At 28.9% G+C, this 23,197-nt stretch carries 29 protein-coding genes; 11 read left to right on the forward strand and 18 right to left on the reverse strand.

The genetic code is table 11. The features are described from left to right. Position 1 precedes the first annotated feature (1 nt). The gene (locus BW723_RS07495) at positions 2-1,159 is read right to left on the reverse strand and encodes a 5-(carboxyamino)imidazole ribonucleotide synthase (RefSeq protein WP_068356654.1); all 1,158 of its coding nucleotides are present in this window, start codon (positions 1,157-1,159) and stop codon (positions 2-4) included. Positions 1,160-1,212: 53 nt separating this feature from the next. Next, positions 1,213-1,638 (reverse strand): hypothetical protein, encoded by a 426-nt coding sequence (locus BW723_RS07500; RefSeq protein ID WP_068356650.1) that lies wholly within the window; start codon positions 1,636-1,638, stop codon positions 1,213-1,215. A gap of 196 nt (positions 1,639-1,834) precedes the next feature. On the opposite strand from BW723_RS07500, the gene greA reads away from it, so the two are divergent. Beyond that, on the forward strand, positions 1,835-2,308 hold the full coding sequence (greA, locus tag BW723_RS07505; RefSeq protein ID WP_068356647.1) for a transcription elongation factor GreA: 474 nt from the start codon (positions 1,835-1,837) through the stop codon (positions 2,306-2,308). Between the two features lie 138 nt (positions 2,309-2,446). Further along, a complete protein-coding gene (locus BW723_RS07510) occupies positions 2,447-2,836 on the forward strand; it encodes an HIT family protein (RefSeq protein ID WP_068356645.1) in 390 nt (129 codons plus the stop codon). Here BW723_RS07510 and BW723_RS07515 read toward each other — a convergent pair whose 3' ends face one another. Next, positions 2,837-3,994 (reverse strand): sensor histidine kinase, encoded by a 1,158-nt coding sequence (locus BW723_RS07515; RefSeq protein WP_068356642.1) that lies wholly within the window; start codon positions 3,992-3,994, stop codon positions 2,837-2,839. A 154-nt stretch (positions 3,995-4,148) separates the two neighbouring features. On the opposite strand from BW723_RS07515, the gene BW723_RS07520 reads away from it, so the two are divergent. Both BW723_RS07520 and BW723_RS07525 read left to right on the forward strand, forming a co-directional pair. Further along, positions 4,149-5,009 (forward strand): flavin reductase family protein, encoded by an 861-nt coding sequence (locus BW723_RS07520; RefSeq protein WP_068356639.1) that lies wholly within the window; start codon positions 4,149-4,151, stop codon positions 5,007-5,009. A gap of 5 nt (positions 5,010-5,014) precedes the next feature. Further along, entirely contained in the window at positions 5,015-5,383 is a 369-nt protein-coding gene (locus BW723_RS07525) for a DUF3127 domain-containing protein (protein ID WP_068356955.1), read from the forward strand. A gap of 200 nt (positions 5,384-5,583) precedes the next feature. Here BW723_RS07525 and BW723_RS07530 read toward each other — a convergent pair whose 3' ends face one another. Continuing rightward, positions 5,584-5,820: a DUF1456 family protein gene (locus BW723_RS07530; protein ID WP_068356636.1), complete on the reverse strand. Its 237-nt coding sequence runs from the start codon at positions 5,818-5,820 to the stop codon at positions 5,584-5,586. Positions 5,821-5,838: 18 nt separating this feature from the next. Next, positions 5,839-6,465: a YqaA family protein gene (locus BW723_RS07535; protein ID WP_068356634.1), complete on the reverse strand. Its 627-nt coding sequence runs from the start codon at positions 6,463-6,465 to the stop codon at positions 5,839-5,841. A gap of 118 nt (positions 6,466-6,583) precedes the next feature. Between BW723_RS07535 and aat the strand changes: the two genes are divergently transcribed. Continuing rightward, positions 6,584-7,237: a leucyl/phenylalanyl-tRNA--protein transferase gene (aat, locus tag BW723_RS07540; protein WP_068356631.1), complete on the forward strand. Its 654-nt coding sequence runs from the start codon at positions 6,584-6,586 to the stop codon at positions 7,235-7,237. Positions 7,238-7,264: 27 nt separating this feature from the next. Here the strand turns inward: aat and BW723_RS07545 are convergent, their stop codons facing one another. The 9 genes from BW723_RS07545 to BW723_RS07585 form a co-directional block, all read right to left on the reverse strand. Next, positions 7,265-8,431, reverse strand: coding sequence for a LamG domain-containing protein (locus tag BW723_RS07545; protein ID WP_068356629.1), 1,167 nt, complete (start codon positions 8,429-8,431; stop codon positions 7,265-7,267). 110 nt (positions 8,432-8,541) lie between these two features. Further along, positions 8,542-9,609, reverse strand: coding sequence for a T9SS type A sorting domain-containing protein (locus BW723_RS07550; RefSeq protein ID WP_139059053.1), 1,068 nt, complete (start codon positions 9,607-9,609; stop codon positions 8,542-8,544). A 167-nt stretch (positions 9,610-9,776) separates the two neighbouring features. After that, a complete protein-coding gene (locus BW723_RS07555; RefSeq protein ID WP_083139552.1) occupies positions 9,777-10,487 on the reverse strand; it encodes a DUF4097 family beta strand repeat-containing protein in 711 nt (236 codons plus the stop codon). Positions 10,488-10,598: 111 nt separating this feature from the next. Beyond that, positions 10,599-11,414, reverse strand: coding sequence for a DUF4097 family beta strand repeat-containing protein (locus tag BW723_RS07560; RefSeq protein WP_068356620.1), 816 nt, complete (start codon positions 11,412-11,414; stop codon positions 10,599-10,601). Positions 11,415-11,429: 15 nt separating this feature from the next. Further along, positions 11,430-12,182 carry a HEAT repeat domain-containing protein gene (locus BW723_RS07565; protein WP_068356617.1) on the reverse strand — a complete coding sequence of 251 codons (753 nt, stop codon included), beginning with the start codon at positions 12,180-12,182 and terminating at the stop codon, positions 11,430-11,432. Next, entirely contained in the window at positions 12,182-12,718 is a 537-nt protein-coding gene (locus BW723_RS07570) for an RNA polymerase sigma factor (RefSeq protein WP_083139549.1), read from the reverse strand. The genes BW723_RS07565 and BW723_RS07570 overlap by 1 nt, the downstream gene beginning before the upstream one ends. A 180-nt stretch (positions 12,719-12,898) precedes the next feature. Further along, a complete protein-coding gene (gene mscL, locus BW723_RS07575; protein WP_068356950.1) occupies positions 12,899-13,309 on the reverse strand; it encodes a large-conductance mechanosensitive channel protein MscL in 411 nt (136 codons plus the stop codon). Positions 13,310-13,366: 57 nt separating this feature from the next. Then, positions 13,367-14,464, reverse strand: a complete 1,098-nt coding sequence (gene alr / locus BW723_RS07580; RefSeq protein WP_068356613.1) for an alanine racemase — start codon at positions 14,462-14,464, stop codon at positions 13,367-13,369. Between the two features lie 127 nt (positions 14,465-14,591). Further along, positions 14,592-15,185, reverse strand: coding sequence for a thymidine kinase (locus BW723_RS07585; protein WP_068356610.1), 594 nt, complete (start codon positions 15,183-15,185; stop codon positions 14,592-14,594). A 169-nt stretch (positions 15,186-15,354) separates the two neighbouring features. On the opposite strand from BW723_RS07585, the gene BW723_RS07590 reads away from it, so the two are divergent. The 3 genes from BW723_RS07590 to BW723_RS07600 all read left to right on the forward strand — a co-directional run bounded on the left by BW723_RS07590 (position 15,355) and on the right by BW723_RS07600 (position 17,786). Next, positions 15,355-16,194, forward strand: coding sequence for a hypothetical protein (locus BW723_RS07590; protein ID WP_226789237.1), 840 nt, complete (start codon positions 15,355-15,357; stop codon positions 16,192-16,194). A 128-nt stretch (positions 16,195-16,322) separates the two neighbouring features. Continuing rightward, complete coding sequence (locus BW723_RS07595) at positions 16,323-17,234, forward strand: glycosyltransferase family 4 protein (protein WP_226789238.1); 912 nt, start codon at positions 16,323-16,325, stop codon at positions 17,232-17,234. Positions 17,235-17,309: 75 nt separating this feature from the next. Then, on the forward strand, positions 17,310-17,786 hold the full coding sequence (locus BW723_RS07600; protein WP_068356599.1) for a DUF4252 domain-containing protein: 477 nt from the start codon (positions 17,310-17,312) through the stop codon (positions 17,784-17,786). 51 nt (positions 17,787-17,837) lie between these two features. Here BW723_RS07600 and BW723_RS07605 read toward each other — a convergent pair whose 3' ends face one another. Beyond that, positions 17,838-18,182, reverse strand: a complete 345-nt coding sequence (locus BW723_RS07605; RefSeq protein ID WP_068356591.1) for an arsenate reductase family protein — start codon at positions 18,180-18,182, stop codon at positions 17,838-17,840. A gap of 43 nt (positions 18,183-18,225) precedes the next feature. Here BW723_RS07605 and BW723_RS07610 point away from each other — a divergent pair, with 43 nt between their 5' ends. Continuing rightward, positions 18,226-18,681: a DinB family protein gene (locus tag BW723_RS07610; RefSeq protein WP_068356588.1), complete on the forward strand. Its 456-nt coding sequence runs from the start codon at positions 18,226-18,228 to the stop codon at positions 18,679-18,681. Positions 18,682-18,803: 122 nt separating this feature from the next. Next, on the forward strand, positions 18,804-19,952 hold the full coding sequence (locus tag BW723_RS07615; protein ID WP_068356584.1) for a cystathionine gamma-synthase: 1,149 nt from the start codon (positions 18,804-18,806) through the stop codon (positions 19,950-19,952). 22 nt (positions 19,953-19,974) lie between these two features. Here BW723_RS07615 and BW723_RS18150 read toward each other — a convergent pair whose 3' ends face one another. Genes BW723_RS18150 through BW723_RS07630 form a run of 3 tightly spaced genes read right to left on the reverse strand, consistent with a single transcriptional unit; the run spans position 19,975 to position 22,543 of the window. Further along, complete coding sequence (locus tag BW723_RS18150) at positions 19,975-20,178, reverse strand: PLDc N-terminal domain-containing protein (RefSeq protein ID WP_068356581.1); 204 nt, start codon at positions 20,176-20,178, stop codon at positions 19,975-19,977. Positions 20,179-20,184: 6 nt separating this feature from the next. Beyond that, on the reverse strand, positions 20,185-21,801 hold the full coding sequence (locus BW723_RS07625) for an Ig-like domain-containing protein (RefSeq protein WP_068356578.1): 1,617 nt from the start codon (positions 21,799-21,801) through the stop codon (positions 20,185-20,187). A 55-nt stretch (positions 21,802-21,856) separates the two neighbouring features. Then, positions 21,857-22,543, reverse strand: coding sequence for a ComF family protein (locus BW723_RS07630; protein ID WP_068356575.1), 687 nt, complete (start codon positions 22,541-22,543; stop codon positions 21,857-21,859). A gap of 142 nt (positions 22,544-22,685) precedes the next feature. On the opposite strand from BW723_RS07630, the gene BW723_RS07635 reads away from it, so the two are divergent. After that, complete coding sequence (locus BW723_RS07635) at positions 22,686-23,156, forward strand: class I SAM-dependent methyltransferase (RefSeq protein WP_237150089.1); 471 nt, start codon at positions 22,686-22,688, stop codon at positions 23,154-23,156. Positions 23,157-23,197 lie beyond the last annotated feature (41 nt).

Genomic DNA, 23,197 nt, shown 5'->3' on the forward strand with positions numbered 1-23,197 from the left:
ATTATTTGCTTATTACTCTAATCGTTTCTTTTACTTTTTGTGCTATTTCTCTTGCTGTATCAATATCAGAATTCACAATAGTTACGTGTCCCATTTTGCGAAAAGGACGTGTTTCTTTTTTACCATAAATATGTGGTGTAACTCCATCAATTCTTAGAATATCATTTAAATTCTCGTAAATTACATCACCAGAAAAACCTTCTTCACCAACAAGATTTACCATAATTCCTGCAACTTTACTTTCTGTGTTTCCTAAAGGTAAATTTAAAATGGACCGTAAATGTTGTTCAAATTGATTGGTATAACTCGCTTCTATAGAATAATGACCAGAATTATGTGGTCTTGGAGCAACTTCATTTACCAATATTTTATCATCTACAGTTTGAAACATTTCTACAGCCAATAAACCTACAAAATCTAATTTGCTAACAACATTTAAGGCAACTTCTCTAGCTTTTTCTGCAACTTTAAAATCTATTCTTGCTGGGCAAATTACATATTCAACTTGATTTGCTTCTGGATGAAATTCCATTTCTACAACAGGATAAGTAGCTATTTCACCATCTGCATTTCTAGCTACAATTACAGCCAATTCATTTTTAAACGGAATTAACTTTTCTGTAATACATTCTACATTTGGCAAACTTTGTAAATCATCGATATTTCTTACAATTTTTACTCCATTACCATCGTAACCAAAACGTGCAGCTTTCCAAACAAAAGGGAAATCGATAATATTGTTCTCAAAAGAATGCTTTAATTCTTCTAAATATGCATAATGAGAAAATTCTGCAGTTGGTATTTGATGATCTATATAAAAATTTTTCTGCCTAGCTTTACTTTGAATTATTCTTAAGTCTTGAGGTTTAGGATAAATGGTTAAGCCTTCATCTTCTAATTTATCTAAAGCATCTAAATTTACGTTTTCAATTTCTATGGTTAGTAAATCTACTGTTTTACCAAAATTGTAAACGGCATCAAAATCTAATAAATCTCCAAGAACAAACGTGTTGCAAATTTCTGCACATGGTGCAGTTGCATTGCTATCTAAAATTGAAGTATGAATGTCGAATTTTTGAGTTTCTGTTAATAACATTCTACCTAGCTGACCACCACCTAAAACGCCTAATTTAAAGTCTGAAGAAAAATAATTTTTCACGATAATTGTAATTGTGTTTTAGCAAAAATAAGCATCTAAAAGCTAAGAAACTATTAAAAATTACTGATTCGAATTGTAGAACCATTTCTAGTTACATTATACTCAATTGCAGGGCATTGAAAACCTTCAGTTTGTGGTGCACCACCAAAATCTACACTGTAAGTACTATCATCGCAAGTACATTTTAAAAGTCTGTTTTCAAATATCATTGGTGCTGTACAATTATTTGCAGGGCATAATCTATCAAAAGCAACAAAATCACTTCCGTTTTTATTAAATAAAAGAATTCCTTTACTTAAACCACCTGCACTTGGTAGCTCTGCATAACCACCAGGAGTTTGTGCATTTATAAGTCCAGGATTGTTTAAATCTGTAGCTGTACTTAAGCTAAAAGATCTAATACAGTTTTCTAAATTAGTTGTGTCTGAGCAGTTTATAAAAGAGATGAAACAAGTAAAAATTACTAATTTTTTAAACATATTTGATTTCTGTTTTATTAAAAACGCTGGCAATTTACAAATATTTTGTACATTTGTAGAACAATCTCATTCCTGTGAAGGCAATGAGATTTTTAAATTTAACCCTTATTGGGTTTTTAAGAAATAATAGTATTATCTCTTTTTTGATAAATTATATGTTTTGCAAAGAAAAGGATAAGTTTTAAAACAAAAGAAAATGAGCGAAATTTCATATTATTCTCCTGAAGGATTAAAGAAGTTAAAAGAAGAATTGCATCAATTAGAGCAAGTAGAAAGACCAAGAGTTACACAAGAAATTGCAGATGCTAGAGATAAAGGTGATTTAAGTGAAAATGCAGAATACCATGCAGCAAAAGAAGAACAATCTCATTTAGAAACTAAAATTGCCAAATTAAAAAATATAGTTGCAAACGCGCGTATTTTAGATGAAAGTCAGTTAGATACTTCTAAAATATTGATTCATTCTAATGTTAAAATTAAAAATACATCTAATGGAATGGAGTTTTCTTACAGATTAGTTGCAGATTCTGAAACGGATGTTAGAAATGGAAAACTATCTGTAAACTCGCCAATTGGTAAAGGTTTATTAGGTAAAAAAGTAGGTGAACTTGCCGAAATTAAAGTGCCTAATGGAATTATGAAATTTGAAATTGTAGAGATTTCAAGATAAGATTAGATTAAGAAGAAACTGTTTGTCTTTTTGAAAGAAATGATAATTCAATACATAAATTCGGGTTTTGGTATTATCAAAACCCGAATTCTTTTTTATATTTACTCATCATCAAAAATTAACTTTTAAAATTACACAATGAGCATATTTACAAAAATAATTAATGGCGATTTACCAAGTTATAAAGTAGCAGAAGATGATAATTTTATTGCTTTTTTAGATATTAATCCAAATGCAAAGGGACATACTTTAGTAGTGCCTAAAAAAGAAGAAAATAAGATTTTTGATTTATCAAAAGAAGAGTACATTAGTTTAATGGATTTCTCTTATAGAGTTGCAAAAGCACTAGAAAAAGCTGTGCCTTGTAATAGAATAGGAATGAGTGTAATTGGCCTAGAAGTACCTCACGTTCACGTACATTTAATCCCTACAAATATAATGGCAGATATGCAGTTTACTAAAAAAGTAGAACTAACAAACCAAGAGTTTGTTGCTTTAGCAGAAAGTATTGCTAGTAATTTTTCTTGATTATAATTTATTCAACAAAACCTGAAAGGTAGTTCCTTTATCAATTTCAGATTTTTTTACAAATATTTTTCCATTATGGTAATCTTCTACAATTCGTTTAGAGAGTGATAAACCTAAGCCCCAACCACGTTTTTTGGTTGTAAAACCAGGTTTAAATATTTGTTTGAATAACTTTTTAGGCATTCCTTTACCAGTGTCAGAAACCGTAATTTTTACTTTCTTTTGTTTGCTTTCAATTTTTAGGTTAAGTTCTCCTTTACCCAACATCGCATCAATAGCATTTTTAATCAGGTTTTCGATTACCCAGCCAAATAGTTCCGTATTTAATTCCGTAAAAATTTCATCTTCTGTGGATGAAAACGAAAACGAAATTTGCTTAGAACTTCTAGATTCTAAATAATCAAAAGCTTGTTTTGTAATGTTAACAATGTTTTCTTTTTTCAATTCTGGCACAGAGCCAATTTTAGAAAAGCGATTGGCAATTGTATTTAAACGATGTACGTCTTTTTCAATTTCTTGGATATAAGTTTCATCTACTTTTTCCATTTTTAAAATCGAAATCCAACCTAAAAGAGAAGACAAAGGCGTACCAATTTGATGCGCAGTTTCTTTAGCCATTCCTGTCCATAATTTATTGGTTTCTGCAGCTTTATTAGAACTATAAAACAAGTAAATAACTGCTAAAAATAAGACTAAAATTAAAATTAATGCTAAAGGATAATAGGTTAATTTGTTTAATAAATCTGAATCTCGGTAATAAATAAAGTCAGTTTTTCCAAGATAATCAACCTGAATTGGCTGATTTTGATCCTTCATAATTTCCAACTGTTCCTTTAAATATTTGGGGTCGTTTTCTTTTTTAGGATCTAAGTTATTAGAACCTTTTATTTCACCATTTGCATCAACCAAAATAAAAGGAATATCTTTTGTTCTGCTGATGACACTTAAAGGAAGTTCAGAAATATTTTTCTCTAAATCTTCTAAATTTTCGGTATTTAATTCTTTTATGGCTTCTCCATGAATTTCCATTTTTGCTCTTTCAGCTTGCTTAAATTTCTGAAAGAAAGTATAGGTATTCCAGAGAATTAACGTAACAATTACTAAAGAAACTAGCATTGTAATACGTTTTAATAAAAGTGTATTTGAGAAAAATTTCATTAAAAACAAATATAAAGGTTTCTTGTATATAACTCATTTAAGGATTTGATAGTATCTTTACATAAGTAAAAATTTAACCTATTGTCTCCTTGAGCGAAGTCGAAAGGTTTTTAGTTCTCGACTACGCTCGAACTGACATCCTAAGTTTAGAAATATGTTAAGTATCAATCCAAAAGAAATACCAACAGGAAAATTTCACGGCTATTTATTAGGTGCAATTGCACCAAGACCAATTGCATTTGCAAGTACAATAGATATTGATGGCAATCCTAATTTATCACCTTTTTCTTTCTTTAATGTATTTGGCTCAAATCCGCCAATATTAATATTTTCTCCTGCAAGAAGAGTAAGAGATAATACCACAAAACATACTTTAAATAATGTCTTAGAAACCAAAGAAGTAGTAATTAATGTTGTAAATTATGCTATTGTTCAGCAAATGTCTTTGAGCTCTACAGAATACCCTGATGGTGTAAATGAGTTCGAAAAAACTGGTTTAACAATGTTAAAATCCGAAGAAATAAAACCATTTAGAGTTGCTGAATCTCCTGTGCAATTTGAGTGTAAAGTAAATGATGTTATTTTTACTGGTGATGAAGGTGGAGCAGGAAATTTAATTGTTTGCGAAGTTGTTAAAATGCACATAAACGATAATGTTTTAGATGATAATGGAGCAATAGACCAACATAAAATTGATTTGGTAGCTAGAGCAGGAGGTAGTTATTACACAAGAGCTAGAGATGGTTTTTTCGAAATTCCGAAACCAATATCAACTTTAGGAATTGGAGTTGACAATATTCCATCAGAAATTAGAAACAGCACTGTTTTAACAGGTAATAATTTGGGTATGTTAGGTAATATTGAACAATTGCCAACTGCTGACACTGTTAATAACTTTGGTAAAGAACACCCAAATTTTATTGGGTTAGAATCTACAAAAAAACATACATTTGCGCAAGATTTTTTAAGTAAGAATGATGTAGAAAGTGCTTGGAAAGTACTTTTATTAAAATAAATATTATGGAAGTTATTGGTAAAGTAAAAATTATTGGAGAAGTACAAACTTTTGGTGCTAACGGATTTAGAAAAAGAGATGTAGTTGTAACTACAGATGATCAATACCCACAAATGATTAGCGTAGAATTTCATCAAGACAAAACAGATTTGTTAAACAACTATAAAGTTGGTCAAGATGTTAAAATTTCAATTAATTTAAGAGGTAGAGAGTGGATTAACCCACAAGGAGAAGCAAAATACTTTAACTCAATTGTTGGTTGGAGAATAGAAAACTTAGGTCAGTCTGCAGCACCTAGCAACTTGCCTCCAGTAGATCAGTTTGAGCCAGCATCTAAAGTTTCTGATGATGAGCCAGATGATTTACCATTCTAAATTATTAGATATTTAGAGGGTTTTATTTTTTGATTTTAAAGAATCAAGAATCAAGAATCAAGAATCAAGAATCAAGAATCAAGAATCAAGATAAAAAAAGAGAGAATTCATTTAATGAATTCTCTCTTTTTTTTGTTTAATATATTTTAGTCTTGGTTTTTGTCTCTAAAAATCTAACAGACTAAGAATCTAAAAAAAATCTACGATTTTTTAGGCATTGGCCCTCGCAAGTGAATAATTAATCCGTTTAAAAAATTACGAAGAAATTGATCTCCACATTCTACATATTTAGGATGATCTTCTTTTCTGAAAATTGCACCTAACTCGCCTTTTGTAACTTTAAAATCTACCAAAGCACAAATATCTATAATATCTGTATCACGTAATTTGTGTGCTACTCTTAATTTTTTGAAAATATCGTTATTTGTTAATCCCATATTGCAAAGATAATTGTTTTAATGTACTACTTTAAAAATTGCCCAAGCATAAATTGCAAATCTTGCAAAACGAAATAATCCGAAGAAAAATACATTTTTAAAAGGATATTTTATCATACCAGCAGCCATACAAGCAATAGAAAAGGGTAAAGGCAATAATGCACCAACTAAAACTAAAATTCCTCCCCATTTACGAGTATTGGCCAAGTTTTTAGCCATTTTAACCTCTAAATATTCTTTTACAGATTCTATTTTAAGCGCCATTCTTCCTATAAAATATGATATTAAACCACCTGAATAAGATAATGTGGCTAGAATAGCTAAGTTTAAAATAGGAGCATCAGTTTTCTTTGTCCAAGCAATAAAAATTTCTGGCGGAATTAATCCTAGAATAGTTTCTGATAGAAAAAATACAGATAAAACTGTAAGTCTAGAAAATGTTTCTGTAAAATGATGCAAACCATCATTAATGTTATAAACGTATTTGTTAAACAAGAAGATAGCTACTATAATTCCTAAAATAGGTAAAATTGCACTTTTTAGATTTTTACCTACAAAAGAATAAAAGCCAGTAATTTTATAATACTTATGTACAAGTTTAAATTTTTTACCTTGAGATTTTTTAGGTTTTTTTCTTTTTAGCATTGGGTTGTTTTATTCATAAAACGATTTGCAAAAATACTGACAAAATTTTGATAATTTTGAGTAAACTTTTAAATAATTCGTTTTTAAGATTTTAATAATTTAGCATAAAATAGAAAATTTGATTTGGCTCACTGAAAAAATAGAATTTCCTGATTATAAATACGCTACAGTTGATGGTATTTTAGCTTTAGGTGGCGATTTGTCTGAAAATCGTTTAATTTACGCTTACAAAAACGGAATTTTCCCTTGGTTTTCTGAAGATGATCCTATTGTTTGGTATTGTCCACCAGAAAGAATGGTTTTATTTCCTGCGGATGTGAAAGTGTCTAAATCGATGCGAAAAATCATTAATAAAAATGAATTTATAATTACAGAAAATCAAGCTTTTGAAGAGGTAATTTATAACTGTAAAAGCATCAACAGAAAAGATGGTTTTGGTAATTGGATTACTGATGATATGGAGCAGGCTTACATCAATTTACATAAAAGAGGTGTTGCAAAATCTATAGAGGTTTGGAAACCTTTAGGCTCCACTCAAAGTAACAGTAAAATGGAACTTGTTGGTGGTTTATACGGATTAGAAATTAATACTGTTTTTTGCGGAGAAAGTATGTTTAGTAAAGTTTCTAATGCTTCTAAATTGGCATTTATTCATTTGGCTAAAAACAAAAATTATAAGTTGATAGATTGCCAAATTTATAATGAACATTTAGCAAGTTTAGGTGCAAAAGAAATTGATAGAGATTTGTTTTTAGAGATTTTGAAAGGTTAGGTGAGTTATTTTTTTTAGATTTAATAATTACATTTTTGGCTTAAAAACTCGAAACCAATCTACTTTCATCGTATTTTTGTCTGTATTTGCTAAATCTGCATCAGTTGGAGTTCTGTCTGCTTTTACGTGCCAATCTTGTGATTCTAAATTTATAATTATGTTTAATGGTTTTGTAAAACCTTTACCACCTTGAAATTTAAAAGGATCTATAATACTAACAGAAGAAGTATTGCTTGCTTTTTCTAATTCAGAAAATGAATATGTGTCTTTTGTACTGTAAAGTGTAATTTTTTGCTTTCCCCATTCTTTGTCTAGCTTGCCATCTGTCATTGTTGGGTAACCAAATTCCCATTTTCCATTTAATTTTGTAGCTACAGCTTTATCATATAAAACACGTACCAATTCACCATCTATATAGTATTCAAAATGTACAGGACTTTTCCAATAAACACCCGTTCTTACGTATTTTCTATCGCCATTATTCCAACAATATTCTCCCCAACCAGAAACACCTTCTCTGTTATACCAAGCACCTTTATCTCTAGGTTGATAATCTGTAAACGGTTTTCTGATAAAAGAATGATGACTAACGTGAATGGATTTTGCAAAATGAGAATTACCTGGTTCTTTACCACCATAACACTCCATAATATCTATTTCTTGAGTAGCATCTGGGCTTAATAACCACACATCAGAAGCCAAAACAATATTAGCAACACTTGCTTTAGATTCTATAAAAACAGGATATAAAACTTGCTTGTTAGATGTAATACAGCCAGCACTTATTCCACCTTTAGGCTTATTCATTTTATTTCTTCGAAATGCTTTTGGGGCTGCTTCACCATCACCTTTCCAGCGTGAAGATTTAATTAATAAATCATTTCCATCAACTTCTACGTGATTGTATTTCCAATAAGTTGTGCCAGGACCATCCCATTTACTTTGATAAAAATTGTACCATTTACCATCTCCAAAATCTGTTTTTTGGTTTGATGGTGCAAAAGTGTAGTTAAAATCATCAGATAAATCCTCTTGAAACTCCCATTCAGTACCATCGTTTAAATGATTGGGTAAGGCTAAGGTTTTAATGTTTTCTTTTTCTTGTAAAATATGGTTGTTATCATTTTTACTGATAAAACTGAAGGATAAAAGACCAATACAAAATAGAACTACTGTAATTTTTTTAAGCATCATAAAATTATTTGTTATGACTCAAAAATATTTTAATAGTAGGGAATTAAGGGCAATAGAAATTCTAAAAACTACAACAGTTTGCAATTGTTAGTTTTAGTTAAGTAGATTTTTTACAATTTTAAGATCTTTTTGGTAACGATGTTGCCATTATTGAATTCGGTTTTTAAGAAATAAACCCCTTTAGAGAATTGAGAAACATCAATAGTTTGTATTTTATTTTCATCAAAATTTAAATTTTCGATTTCTATTACTTTGGATGAAATAATGTTAATGATTTCTGTTTTTTTAATTTTAATATCATCAGCTATTTGAATGTTAATTTTATTTTTAACAGGATTAGGATAAACAACCATTAAAGATTCTGAATCTAAGTTTTCAAATTCTGATGATAATATAGTTTTCGGATCTAAATTTTCAATTTTAAAATAATCGATAACCATTGTGTGATTTCCTGTCCATTTAAAATCGCCAGCCCAAGGTAAATTTCTGTAACCAATTATCACTTCAGATCTACCAGTTGCAACAGTTGTGTTAAAAGATTCTTGTAAAACCCCATCAATAAAAAAATCTACTTCATCAGATTTCCAGTCAATGGTATAAGTATGAAAATCATCATCTATTAAAGATATTTTATTGTTATTAGCATCTACAACAGGTTTTTGTGAACCCGTAAAAGGGACTTCTGTTATTTCGTTTGCATTTCTCCAAGTATTAAATCTTGCGTCTGTCCATCCATTTGGTGGTAAAATTTCGTGAGATGGAATACCAGACTGTAAATCTTGTGCAACGATTTCTATATCTACTTCATTAAAAATAGCACCAGTTTGCGTGTAAGTAAAAAGAAAGGCAACCAAACCACCATCTACAGCAGCACCTTTCATTCTTACTTCTAGTCTATGGTTTTCGCCAACACCACCAAAAACTAAAGCTTGGTAAGGATAGGTTAAATCTGTATCGTTCCAAATATCTGAATCTACAGTTATGTAAGCATTTCCATCTCCAGGTATAAATGCATCCCAATTGGTTTGTGTTGGGTAAATATCATTATAAAACATCCAATAACTTTCAGTTGGTAAGTTTTGTGGATAACCTTTTGAATCAAAATTTTCTATGTAGGTAGTTTGTCCAATTACAATAGAAGAACACAAAACAGCGAGCAACAGAAATCTTAATTTCAATTCGAATAATTTTAATTTTTAGTTTACAATTATAATCAAAATAAATGAATTGCTATGTTTTTAATTTATTACAAATCAATTGAGTATGACTTTTATCGTGTTTTTTTGATAAAAAAAAGCAGCCATTTCTAAAGTGAAATGACTGCAAAATCAGTTTAAAATAGTAATTAAATTTTACGCAAATAAATATCTCCGCTAATGGTATTTAGCTTTAAAAAAGCAGTTCCTTTATTTATGGTTGTTACAATTTTAGAACCAAAACCTTTCTTTTTATGTTTGTCAAAATCAATTTCTAAATCAGAATAAACACCACCAGTTAGGGTTTTTGCTTCTAGTTTTGCATCAGCTATATAAATATCAATATCTCCACTAATGGTTTTTAATTGCATTTCGTTAGAATGCTTTTTTACTGTAATATTTCCACTAATTAAATCTAAGTTTAAATCGCCTTGAAAGTTTTCGGTTTCTACATCACCAGAAATACTTTTAACTTTCAATTTTATGTTTTTGGGTACATGTATTACGTAATTAACAATATTCTGATATTTAGAAGTTGAGTTAGAATCATCATTACAGTTTATATAACTTCTGTGTTTTTTAAAGTATTCTCCATAATCTGATGCAATTTTATATGTGTCACCAATATTTTCTGCTTTAAAAGAGAAGTAATCATTGTGTTTGTTATCATCTAAATTAACAGTTGCTTCAACAGAAATTTCATCTTTATTCCAGTTTTTTACAATAATATTATTTGCGAATTTTAAATGTACATAAACATCATTTATATGATTACTAGATGTGTTTTCTGTTACTTTTTTTTGAGCTGATAGGTTGTTAATGGTCAATAACAATCCTATGAATAAGTATAAACTTTTCATTTTTAGTGTTTTAAATTATATGTTTAGAATTTGATAATTTCTACTTGATCACAGGTGAGAAGTCTATAAATTTTATAAAGATTTCTTCACAAGGTAGAAATGACAAATGTTTTATTTTTTACGTAAATAAATATTACCCATAGAAGATTTAATGTAGATTTTTACGCCACCATTATTTAGTTTAGAAACAATAGTTTTTCTACCACTAACATTTGGCATTCCTTTTTTCTTAGGCATATCAAAATCGAAATTTGTATAAACTGTTCCTTGTGTTTTTAACTCTAAATTTGCCTGTGTGTTTGCAGGTATAGCAACATCAATTTCAGATACAGAAGTACTAATTGTTATTGGTGATTTCTGGCTAACTTTATCAAAATCTATATCAATTTTACCAACACTTGTATTTGCTGTAATTGGACCCGTAATATTTTTCATTTCAATTCTACCAACGTTCGTTTCAGCTTCAACTTCGCCTGTAAAACCTTCCATATAAATAGAACCAAGATTACCAGCATCTACAGCAATATTAATATTTTTTGGTAACTTTAAATTTAAACCATGACGTTGTAAATAAGATTTTAAGTCAGAAACAAATAAGGTTGTACCTTCCTTTGAAATTGAAAACCCATAACCATTTGTATCATCTTTCCCTCCAGGATAAACAGCAGTTAATCCTTTTCTTTTATCTTCTTTTGTTTTTTTTCTTTCATCTTTATCATTTTGGATACTCCAGTGAACGTTATCCTTTTCTCTTTCAGAACTTTTTTCTGAAATGATTAACTCATTAGTAGAACCAACTTCAATTTTAATAGTGGTATCTGAAGATAATACTACTTTTTGAATACCAGTTAAAGCATATTTGAACTCCTTTTTTTGTGCTGATATTATTGTGCTAACAAATAATACTAAGATGTATATTTTTTTCATGTTTTCTTAATTTTCTTATAAAAATGTTGATAAATTTAACTTGATTTGTTGTTTTACATATTGAGGTGTTTCCTCGTTTTCGAGCATTTTTCCCATGGGTTTTATGGCTCTTTTTTCTTGGATTTTAGATAAAATGGATATCACTTCTATTTGTACAGATGTGTTTTTATCGGTTTCCAAACTTTTAATTAACGCATCTCTTACTAGTTCTTCTGATGAAAACTTAGACAACGCTTCTGCTGCAGCTAAACGTACGTTTGTATTTTTATCAAAAAACAATCTGTTAATTAATGCTTTAATAATTTTTGTGTTTTTACTTGTAAATTCTTCTGCATTGTTTACGGCTAAAATTCGTTTACTTGCAGAATTGTCTTCTAATAAAGTTAACACTTGTGCTGTGTTTTTTTCCACGGATGATTTATTCTTTGATTGATATTTTCCTAACAAAAAAGCACTGATTACAATTAAAACACTAGCAGCAACTCTTAAATAAGATTTCCAATCTGGTTTTGGTTTTAACTGTACTACTTTAGGTTGATTTTTCGCTATTTCTAGCGCCAACATTTTATCGAAATTTAACTTTAAATTGGCAGAAGGTGTTTCCATTTTATCATTTTTTAATACTGATAAAAACGATTTTAATTCTGCTAATTCTTGCTGGCAATTTGCGCAAGTTTTTAGGTGTTTCTCTACTTCAGTTTTTTCTATTGCTGGTAAAGAACCTTCTAAATAATCAGTCAATTTATTTTCTATATCTCTACACTCCATTAGTTCTTTTTTTGAAAATAGATTTCTTTTAATTTTTTTAAAGCTCTATGCACTTTTACTTTTACAGCATTTTCTGTGCTGCCAATAATTTGTGCAATTTGCTCGTATTTTATTTCTTGAAAACGATGCATAACTATTAATTCTCTATCAGAATTCGATAATTTTAGCAACGCTTTTTGTAAATGTTCTAACTCTTCTTTGTTGCTTTCAGAAACTAACGTTTCATTGTTAGCTAACTTATCATCATCAATAATATTTGAACGTTCTTTTTTTGTTTTTTGATAATGACTAGAAAATATATTGCGCGCAATTGTGTATAACCAAGCTGCAAAATTTCCGTTTTTGTAAGATGTTCTGTACTTAATTACTTTTATAAAAACATCTTGAGTTAAATCTTCACTAACCATCTTATTACAAATCATTTTATTGAAATAATTATATATACGTACATTGTACCTATCAAAAAGAATCGATAACAATTCTAATTTTCCAGTAGCAATTGCTAACATAATTTCTTCGTCAGTTAATTGTTTCAAGGTTGGTTTTGGTTGGTTTCTATAGTTATAACCATCAATTTACAAAAAGGTTACATTTTTAATATTTTTTTTCTGAAAATAAAGAAGAGTAAATGTTTAAAAAGTAGTTTTTTAAAATTTTAAACATAAAAAAAACCTGAGCAATGCTCAGGTTTTAAAGTATTTTAAAAAGAAAATAATTTATTTTTGTTTCGCTAATAAATCTCTAATTTCAGCTAATAAATCTTCTTGACTTGGTCCTGCAGGAGCTGGTTCTGGAGCTGGCTCTTCTTTCTTTTTAGTTGCGTTTATCCCTTTTATCATCATAAACATTACAAAAGCTACTATTATAAAATCGATAACATTGGTAATAAACTCACCATATAAAATTGCTACTTCTCCAGTAACTTTACCAGTTGCATCTACAACACCTTCTTTAGCAATATATTTTAATTCTTTAAAATCGGCTTTAAATATTAAGCCAATTAAAGGAGAAACAATACCTCCTGTAAAAGAAGTAACTACTTGTTTAAAAGCAGCACCCATAACAAAACCAACTGCAATATCAACAAGGTTTCCCTTCATTGCAAATTCTTTAAATTCTTTAAGCATTCCCATTTGTGTATAATTTTGAATAAAATGTTAGATTACAAAAATAGCAAAAATAAATTAATTTAACACTTTTTTAACACGTTGCGAAATCGCTGTTAATGTTTCATATACAATTGTTTCAGAAACATCAGCTATATGTTGTATCATTTTTTGGTTGTTAAAAATGATAACTTCATCACCCTCTTTACAGTCAATTTTTGTAACATCAACCATAATCATATCCATACAAACATTACCAATAATTTTAGCTTTCTGATTATTGATTAATACATAACCTTTTTTATTACCTAATTTTCTTGATAAACCATCTGCATGGCCTACTGGTATTGTTGCTGATTTGGTTGGGCTTTTAGCTACAAATGCTCTGTTGTAACCCACGGTTTCACCAGGCTGAATTAAATGAATTTGAGAAATAATAGATTTTAAATTATGTGTATTTTTTAATTGAGCAGTTTCTTTTTCATCATTGCCAAAACCATATAAACCAATACCAACTCTAACCATATCAAATTGTGCTTTCACATAATTTACTACTCCAGATGTATTTAAGATATGCAACAAAGGTTCGTAACCTAAATGTTTGTAAAATTGTTGAGCTATGTAAGCAAAATTATTCAACTGATTTATAGAGAATTCTTTTTCTTCTAAATCTTCACTAGCAGCCAAGTGAGAGAAAATAGATTGTACTTTTACGTGATTAAATCCGTTTAAATCTGTTAAGATTTTAGGAATATCTGTGTGCCAAAAACCTAATCTGTTTAAGCCTGTATTAAATTTTAAATGAATTGGGTAATTCATTAAAGGCATTTCGTCTGCTAATGTTAAAAAAGCATTAAAGATTTTAAAATTGTATAAATTAGGCTCTAATCTATAATCTACAATCGTTTGTAAATTAGGTATTTGCGGATGTAAAACTAAAATTGGAGTTTTAATTTTTGATTGTCGTAAAGCAACACCTTCTTGTGTGTAAGCAACAGCAAAATAATCTACTTTATCTTCTAAAAATTGAGCAACTTGTACACCATCACTACCATAGCCAAAAGCTTTAACAACCGCTAGAATTTTGGTTTCAGGCTTTATTTTTTGTTTAAAATAGTTCAAGTTATGCAGTAAAGCATTACTATCAATTTCCAAAACTGTAACGTGATTATTCATAATGTTATATGCTAAATTAGAATCAGCAGTATTAATTTATTGTAGTGTCATCAATATTTATTTCAGAATCTTCAATTTGGTCAACATTATTTAATTGCTGATTGTTAGTTTCAATAGTTGGATTTGGCTAAGTTTCTTCTTGCTTCTTTTTAACAGCTTTATAATAAGCAGCTCTACTTAAAGGTTCGTATTCTTGAGTTTCTCCAAGCATTACTAATTTGTCGTTTTGCGCTTTTCTAAAGCTATAATGGGCTAAATTTCCTGTATGTGTACAAACAGCGTGTACTTTAGTTACATATTCTGCTGTTGCCATTAATGCAGGCATTGGCCCAAAAGGATTTCCTTTAAAATCCATATCTAAACCTGCAACAATTACACGTATACCTCTGTTTGCTAAATCGTTACAAACAGCTACTATTTCATCATCAAAAAACTGAGCCTCATCAATACCAACAACATCTACATTGTTTGCTAAAAGCCTTATGTTCGATGAAACGGGTACAGGTGTAGATCTTATTCTAGAATCGTTATGAGAAACTACTTCCTCATCATCATATCTAGTATCAACTTCGGGTTTAAAAATCTCTACTTTTTGCTTAGCAAATTGGGCACGTTTTAAACGTCTGATTAACTCTTCTGTCTTGCCAGAAAACATAGAACCACAAATTACTTCTATCCAGCCAAATTGTTCAGTATGATTTACTGTATTTTCAAGAAACATTTTGTAATTTTAAGCGTTATAATTTTATTTATTTTTAAGCAATTACAAATCTATAAATATTTAATAGCAAAAAATAATTTATGCTGAAATGATTTCAGCAACTCAAAGATAAGATATGCACAAAAAATTGGAGGCTGATTTAATCAGTTTAGCGCACAACATTTTAAAAATGAAAAACAGAGAAGATGTTTTTGCATTAAAAGAAAAATCTAAAGAAGTTTACGAAAAGCTTTCTTTATTGGCCTTTGTGGAAGAATATATTAATGAAACGCCGAATTTAGAAACTACAAAAGAAGATTTATTAGATAGGGTTGAGCAAGCAATAGATGCTAAAGAAAATGTGGTTACAGCAACTTTTAATGCTGATAAAGAAATTATTCTTGAAGAAAAAATTGTTTATAATTTAGTTGATGAACTTAAAGAAACTCCAGAAGATAAGATAGAAGACGAATTTATTGAGATAGAAGTAAAAGAGGTTGATGAAGAAATTATTGAACCTAACAATTTAATAGTACAACCCATACAAACCCAAAAAGTAGAAGAAATTATAGAGCAACCTTTTGATGAGTTAGAAGAAATACTTTTTCCTAAAGATGAAGTTGAAGAAAAACCAAAAGAAAAGGAAATAGAAAAGGCTGAAGACGAAATTATAAATGATGTTATAAAAGTAGAAGAACGCAAAACAATGTCTTTAGAAGAAGAATTACAAGATGTTATTTCTGTTGATGTTATGGCTGATTTATTCGAAAATGCACAGCCAATATCTCTAAACGATAAGTTGGCAAAAAATATTCAAATTGGTTTAAATGATAGAATTGCTTTTGTAAAAAACTTATTTAACAATCAGCAAGAAGACTATAATAGAGTAGTTTCGCAATTAAATACTTTTCGATCAGAAAGTGAAGCCAAAAACTTTATCAATACAATGGTAAAACCCGATTATAATTGGAATAATCAAGAGGAATTAGAAACGCGTTTTATGGAAATTATAGAACGTAAATTTGCTTAAAAGTTCGAAATTTTGAGTTTAATATTCAAAATAATTATAAATATTTTAGACTTTATTCACTGAAACCGATTTTAATTCATACCCACTTTCACAAACGTAAAACAGGCGTTACAAGAAGCATAGAAAATGTGCTTTCTTTTTTTTCTGATGAATTTGAAACCTATGTTTATGGTTCAAATATTTCTGGAAATCATCTTTCAACAAAAAAACTGAAATCAATTTTATTTTCTGATGCAAAAGCAGTAGTGCATTGCCATAGAAACAATGAAATAATGCGAATGCTATTTTATCGTTTTTTAGGCGCAAAATTCACTTTAGTAGCAACAAGACATGCAGAAACTAAACCATCTGGTTTAACCTTGTACTTACTAAAAAAAGCAGATAAAATTATTACACTTATAAAAAGTATGAGCGAGAATTTAGGAATAAAAAACACCATAGTTGGTCATGGAGTTCGAGTTGATGATTTTAAACCAGATGCCAGTAAAAAGTTAGAAAACATTCCTCAAGAGAACATTATTCTAAACGCAGGTAGAGTCAGAAAAGCGAAAGGACAATTGGTCTTGTTAGAAGCAGCTAAAGTTTTAAAAAATCATAAAAATTGGACATTAGTTATTGTTGGACAAGTAGATAAACCTGAATTTAAAGAGGAATTAAAGCAATTAGCTCAACAACATAAAATCGAAAATCAAGTTTATTTTATTGATGAAACTAGAGCTATTATTTCTTATTATCAAGCAGCAAAAATAGTAGTAGCTCCAAGTTTTACAGAAGGTTTTTCTTTGGTAACAGCAGAGGCTATGAGTTGCGAATGTTCTGTAATTGCTACAAAAAATGTAGGTGTACATTCAGATTTAATCAGCAATAATAAAAACGGATATTTATTTGAAGCAGGCAATAGTACTGAACTAGAAAAGCTTTTATCAAAATCTATAAAAGGCGAAATTCCGCATTTAGGTAAAGAAGCTAGACAAGAAATTCTAAAAAATTGGAGTGCTCAAAATGAAGCAGAAGGTTTAATGGAGGTTTATAAATCTTAGCTCTAAAAAAACAATTTTAAAAATATAATTGTAACAAAATACTTTGGTAGTCGTCTGAAAAGAAAACCAAGTATTATGAAACAAATCACAACCATTTTATGCGCACTTTTTATGATAAGTGCTGTTGCACAAGAAACTACCTTTAAAAACTTTTACAAAAAGCACAAAGAACAATCTGCTTTTTCTATTAATTTATCAGCCTCTTTTGCAGGTTCTTTTTTAGATGAAGGAGATAATGACGATTTACAAAAACTACTAAAAAAATCGGGCGATTTTAAATTAATGATCTTTAATAACGAAGACGCATCAGTATCTAAAGACTTTAAAAAGTATATCAGAAAAAATAATTTAAAAACTATGGCACGTGTAAAAGGTGACGAAGGTAAAGCCGCTTTTTACATTTTAGAAAAAAATGATATTGTAAAAGAAATCGTTTTACAAGCCAATAGCGATAATGATAAAGTAATTTTATTTGGTTTAAAAACCAATTTAACCATGGATGAATTAGCAGAAATAATGTCTAATTCAGATATAAAATTTTCATCAAAATAAAATAAAGAATTAGCTTGTCATTTCTACAAAAGTTAGAAATGACATTTGCTTTTAAAGAATATTCTTTAAACTTTCAATTACCTTTTTACTGTTTCCAATAAATATTTTATCATCAACAATAAAAACTGGGCGTTTTAAAAACGTATATTCATCTAACAAAAATTGTCTGTAATCAGCTTCAGACAATTCCTGGTTTTTTAAATCCATAGCTTTATACAACTTTGCACGCTTGTTAAATAAAGCCTCGTAACTGCCAGAAAGCGCGTACATTTCTTCCAATTGTTCAACAGAAATGTTATTTGCTTTTATTTCTTGTCGTTCAAAACCATCCGTATTTACTTCTTTTAAAATTCTTCTACAGGTATCACAAGTTTGTAAAAAATAGACTTTCTTCATTTTTATTAAATTATATTTACATCATCAAAATTATACATAAAAAATGAATATACAATTTGATGTTTTAAGAAAATCGAGAGAACTCGTTTTAAAAGAATTAGAAGGTTTAACCTTAGATCAAATTCACAAAATTCCAGAAGGTTTTAAAAACAATATTGCTTGGAATGTGGCTCACTTAGTAGTTACTCAACAATTGTTGCATTATAAATTATCAGGTTTAAATCCTTTGTGTCCAGACGATTTAATAGAAGCGCATAGAAAAGGAACCTCGCCAACAAAAATATTTACAGAAGAAGAATTCGAAGAAGTAAAAGATTTGCTAATGGCCTTGCCAGATACGTTACAAGAAGATTTCGAAGCAGGTATTTTTGAGAATTATACTGAATATCCTACAAGTACTGGCTATGTTTTATCAAGTATAGAAAATGCAATTTCATTCAATAATTTTCACGAGGGTATTCATTACGGAATTATAAGATCTATTAAGAAATTCTTATAATTTTAGAAGCTATTTCCAGCTTTCAGCACTCGCTTTTTTTGGCAGAAAAAGCCAAAAAAGAGCTCAAACAAATGCTTCAATCTGGGCTAAACTAGTTTGCCAACTTTTAGAAAATGTAAGAAATGAAGTTTAATACAAAAACAATTCACGGAGGTCAGAAACACGAAGAAGCAACTGGAGCAGTAATGCCACCAATTTTTCAAACATCAACTTTTGCTCAATCTAGTCCTGGAGAGCATAAAGGTTATGGTTATGCAAGAGGTTCTAACCCAACAAGAACTGCATTAGAAAATAGTTTTGCAGCTATAGAAAATGGTACAAATGGTTTTGCATTTGCATCTGGAATGGCTGCCATAGATTGTGTTTTAAGATTATTAAAACCAGGAGATGAGGTTGTTGCAGGAGACGATTTATATGGAGGTACATATAGAATGTTTACCCAATTATTTCATAAATATGGTTTAGAGTTTTCTTTTGTAGATATGAATGCTGTTGAAAACGTAACGAATGCAATTACTCAAAAAACAAAATTAGTTTGGATAGAAACACCAACAAACCCGTTAATGAAAATTGCAGATATTGCAGCAATAACATCAGCAATAAAAGATATAAACTCAGCTATTTTAGTTGCTGTAGATAATACATTTGCAACACCATATTTACAACAACCATTAACTTTAGGCGCAGACATTGTAATGCATTCTGCTACAAAATATTTAGGAGGTCACTCAGATTTAGTTATGGGAGCTTTAATGGTTAAAGACGCAAAATTAGCAGAAGAAATCCATTTTATACAATTTGCAGCAGGAGCAATTGCTGGTCCTATGGATTCTTTTTTAGCTTTAAGAGGTGTAAAAACCTTGCATATTAGAATGCAAAGACATTGCGAAAATGGTAGAGCAGTAGCTGAATTTTTACATAATCATTTAAAAGTTGGTGAGGTTTATTATCCTGGTTTAGAAAATCATCCAAATTATGAAATTGCAAAAAAGCAAATGAAAGATTTTGGAGGTATGGTTTCTTTTAAATTGAAAGACGAAAGTAAAGCAGCTGCTTTTAAATTTTTAGAAAACACTAAAATATTTACTTTGGCAGAATCTTTAGGTGGAGTAGAAAGTTTAGTAAATCATCCAGTAACAATGTCTCACGCTTCAATCCCTGAAGAAGAAAGATTAAAAGTAGGTGTTACAGATGCTGTAATTCGTTTAAGTGTAGGTATTGAAGATATAGAAGATCTACTTGCAGATTTAGAACAAGCTTTAAACTTATAAAAACATAAAAAAAAGACCTAAATTAATATTTAGGTCTTTTTTTTATGTACTTTTTTTTCATCAAAAAATAGGTAGAAGCTCCGAAAACCGGAATAAAAAAAATGATAAAAAACCATACTTTTTTGTTTTTATCACTCGTAAATCTTGTTCTAGAAATATCTGATATAGCTTTAAACCATAATGTTAGGCTCAAAACTATAAGAGCAATAATTAAAGGTGTTTTCATTTATTTTTACTCAATTGTGAAATTTTCAACCAAGAAAAAATTGGCCCTTAAGTCTGCATTATTTATTTCAGGATGATATATGATTTCTTCTGCTAATCGTTTTCTAAGATAACTACCTGTATCCCATTTGTTGTTTTTGTTTTCATCAACAATAGCTCTAACCGTATATTTACCAGGTTCTAATAAATCGAAAACAACACTTGTAGAAGTACTTATAAGCTTGCGCTCAATTAAGTTTTCTTGTTTAGAACCAGAAAGAATTTCTATGATTAAGTTTTTGTTATTTACGTTATTTACATTTATTGTTATTCTACCATAATCTTCAATTTCTTTAGTAGAAAAGTTATAATTTAATGTGTCGTTTTTTATCCCAAAAACATCGTTAAAAGCATCTGGTAATGCTTTAAAATTGTATTTGTCTTCAGGTTTTTTATCAAAAAGAAAAGCAATTTTATTCTCTTTTTTAGAAGGTAGTGTTTTATAATTTACAGCAATTGTATCTTTATCAAAAAGGCTAATTTTGGCAGTATCTATTTTAACAATAGGATTGTTACTAGTTATAAAAAAGGTGTCTCTAAAATGTAGTGTATTTCTAACTGTGGTAGTTATTTCTAAAGAATCTAATTTTTTCTTTCTTAGCTTTACAGTTAAAGTATCTAAAAACTCATTATTAGAAATGGTAAAATTTAAAGAATCTACATCAATAGGAGTAAACCAATAATTTAGTGTGTCTTTATCAATTCTAAATTTAGAAACACTTTTAAAAGTATCTGGTACTTTAGAGAGTAAATTTACTTTCATATCTTTTGCATCACCCACAAAACCAAACTCAATTTTACCTTTGGTAACTTCTTTACCTCTTTTAAATTCGTAAGGTAAATCTTCTTGAAATAAAATAATAGGTTTAGTTATAATACTATCTTTTGGTAAATGAAGTGTATCTGCATAAAAACCAATTTTATCTGTAGCCGGATTAAAAATATAGTCGTTAATCTCTTCTTTTAAAGCAACCATTAAATATTTACCATCTCTTAAATTAGTGAATTTAAAATTAGTGGTATCTAAAGTGCTCGTAATGTAATTTGGTTTCTTTTTGTAAACAATAGAATCATTAAAAGCAGTGTCTATTTTATATAATAAAACATTTACACTTTTAGGTGTTTCTTTTAATTTTGAATCTTTAATAAAACCAGAAGTTGTTAAAGAATCTATATAACTACCAGTAGAAAAAACGTATTTAAAATTTTCTAAAGGGTTGGCTTCATTATTATCTTCTACTGCATTACCAAAATTAAAAATATAAGTAGTGTTTTGTTTTAATGTGTCTAAAATTTCGATCTTAATTTCTTTACTTGCAGAGCCTTGAGGAGAAATCAATGGCGGACTTTTCATTGGCGGAGAAACCACCAACTGATCGTTTAAATTCTTTAATTTTACATACTCATCAAACTTAATCGTAATTTCTTTTTTATCAAAATTAGTGCTTTCGTAAGGCGGATTTGCAGTTATAAACAAAGGAGCATCTTCATCTTTAGGACCACCTTCTGGTCTTCCAGTTCTAGCACAGCTTGTCGCAAAAATAAAAATTGATGTTAAAAAAAGGAATTTGTAAAAAGTCTTCACTCAAATAAATTTTACACAAATTAACGATTATTTTTTGAATATAAAATCATAAAAATTATTCTGTATATGCCATTGTTAAAATGCTTATTCTACAATTTTTTGATTTCTGAAATTCTTTAGCACAAGCTTTTAAGGTTGCACCTGTTGTAATTACATCATCTATTAATAAAATATGTTTGTTGTTGAATTTAGAAGGATTCTTTAAAGAAAACTTAGTGTCTAAATTTATAAAACGTTCAAAACGAGACTTAAAGGTTTGTGTTTTGGTAGATGAAATTCTGATCAATTCATTTTCTATTAACGGAACATTTAGATAAAAACTCAATCTTTCTCCGAATTTAGTTACTTGATTATAACCTCTTTCTCTTAATTTCTTCGGATGTAAAGGTACAGGTATTATACAATCTACATTTTTAAATTCATTATTCTCTTTCAGCATTTCGCCCAACCAATTGCCAAAGAAAACGCCAATTTCTTCATTGCCTTTGTATTTTAGATCATGTATTAAATTTAATGTACTGCCTTCTTTTCTATAATATAACAAAGCATAAGCCTTTTCAATAATAATAGAACCATAAAAAGCTTGTGTAATTTTATTGTTTTGATAGCTATTAAAATTTGTAAGAGATAAATCGTGTCTGCAAAGTGTGCACAATACATTTTCATTTTCTATCAGGTTTTCATCACAAACAACACATAATTTTGGATAAAAAATATAGAATAAGTCTTTTAAAAGTCTCATCTTTACAAAACAATTTTTAGAAATATACTTAATAAATTAGAGATATCAGTTGTCTACTAAAATAAAATTTTTTAAAGAAGCCTTAAGAAATATGCAAACTTTGGGCACAATTACACCAAGTTCTCGATTTTTATCTAGAAAAATGCTTAAAAAAATAGATTTTACAAATGCGAATGTAATTGTAGAATTAGGCTCAGGTAATGGAGCAATTACCAAATATATTTTAGAAAGATTATCGCCAAATGCAATTTTAATTTGTTTTGAAATTAATGATAATTTTTACGATCAGTTGTTAAAAATTAATCATCCGCAATTAATTGTATTAAAAGCATCCGCAGAAAAAATGATACAAGAGTTAAGAAAATTAAATCTTAACAAAGCAGATTATATAATTTCTAGTTTACCATTTACAATTATTCCTGATGCTGTTTCTAATGAAATTTTGGCTAAATCTTATAAGATTTTAGAAAAGAACGGAACTTTTATTCAGTATCAGTATAGTTTGTCTTATTTTAAAAAGTTAAAACAGGTGTTTAAAGAAGAAATTTTACTAGAATTTGAACCTTTAAATATTCCGCCAGCTTTTATTTATCACTGTAAAAAAGTCGATTGATTTTTTCTTGAAAAATTTCAGTAAACGTGTATCTTTGCGCT

Source organism: Polaribacter reichenbachii, assembly GCF_001975665.1.
Classification (GTDB): domain Bacteria; phylum Bacteroidota; class Bacteroidia; order Flavobacteriales; family Flavobacteriaceae; genus Polaribacter; species Polaribacter reichenbachii.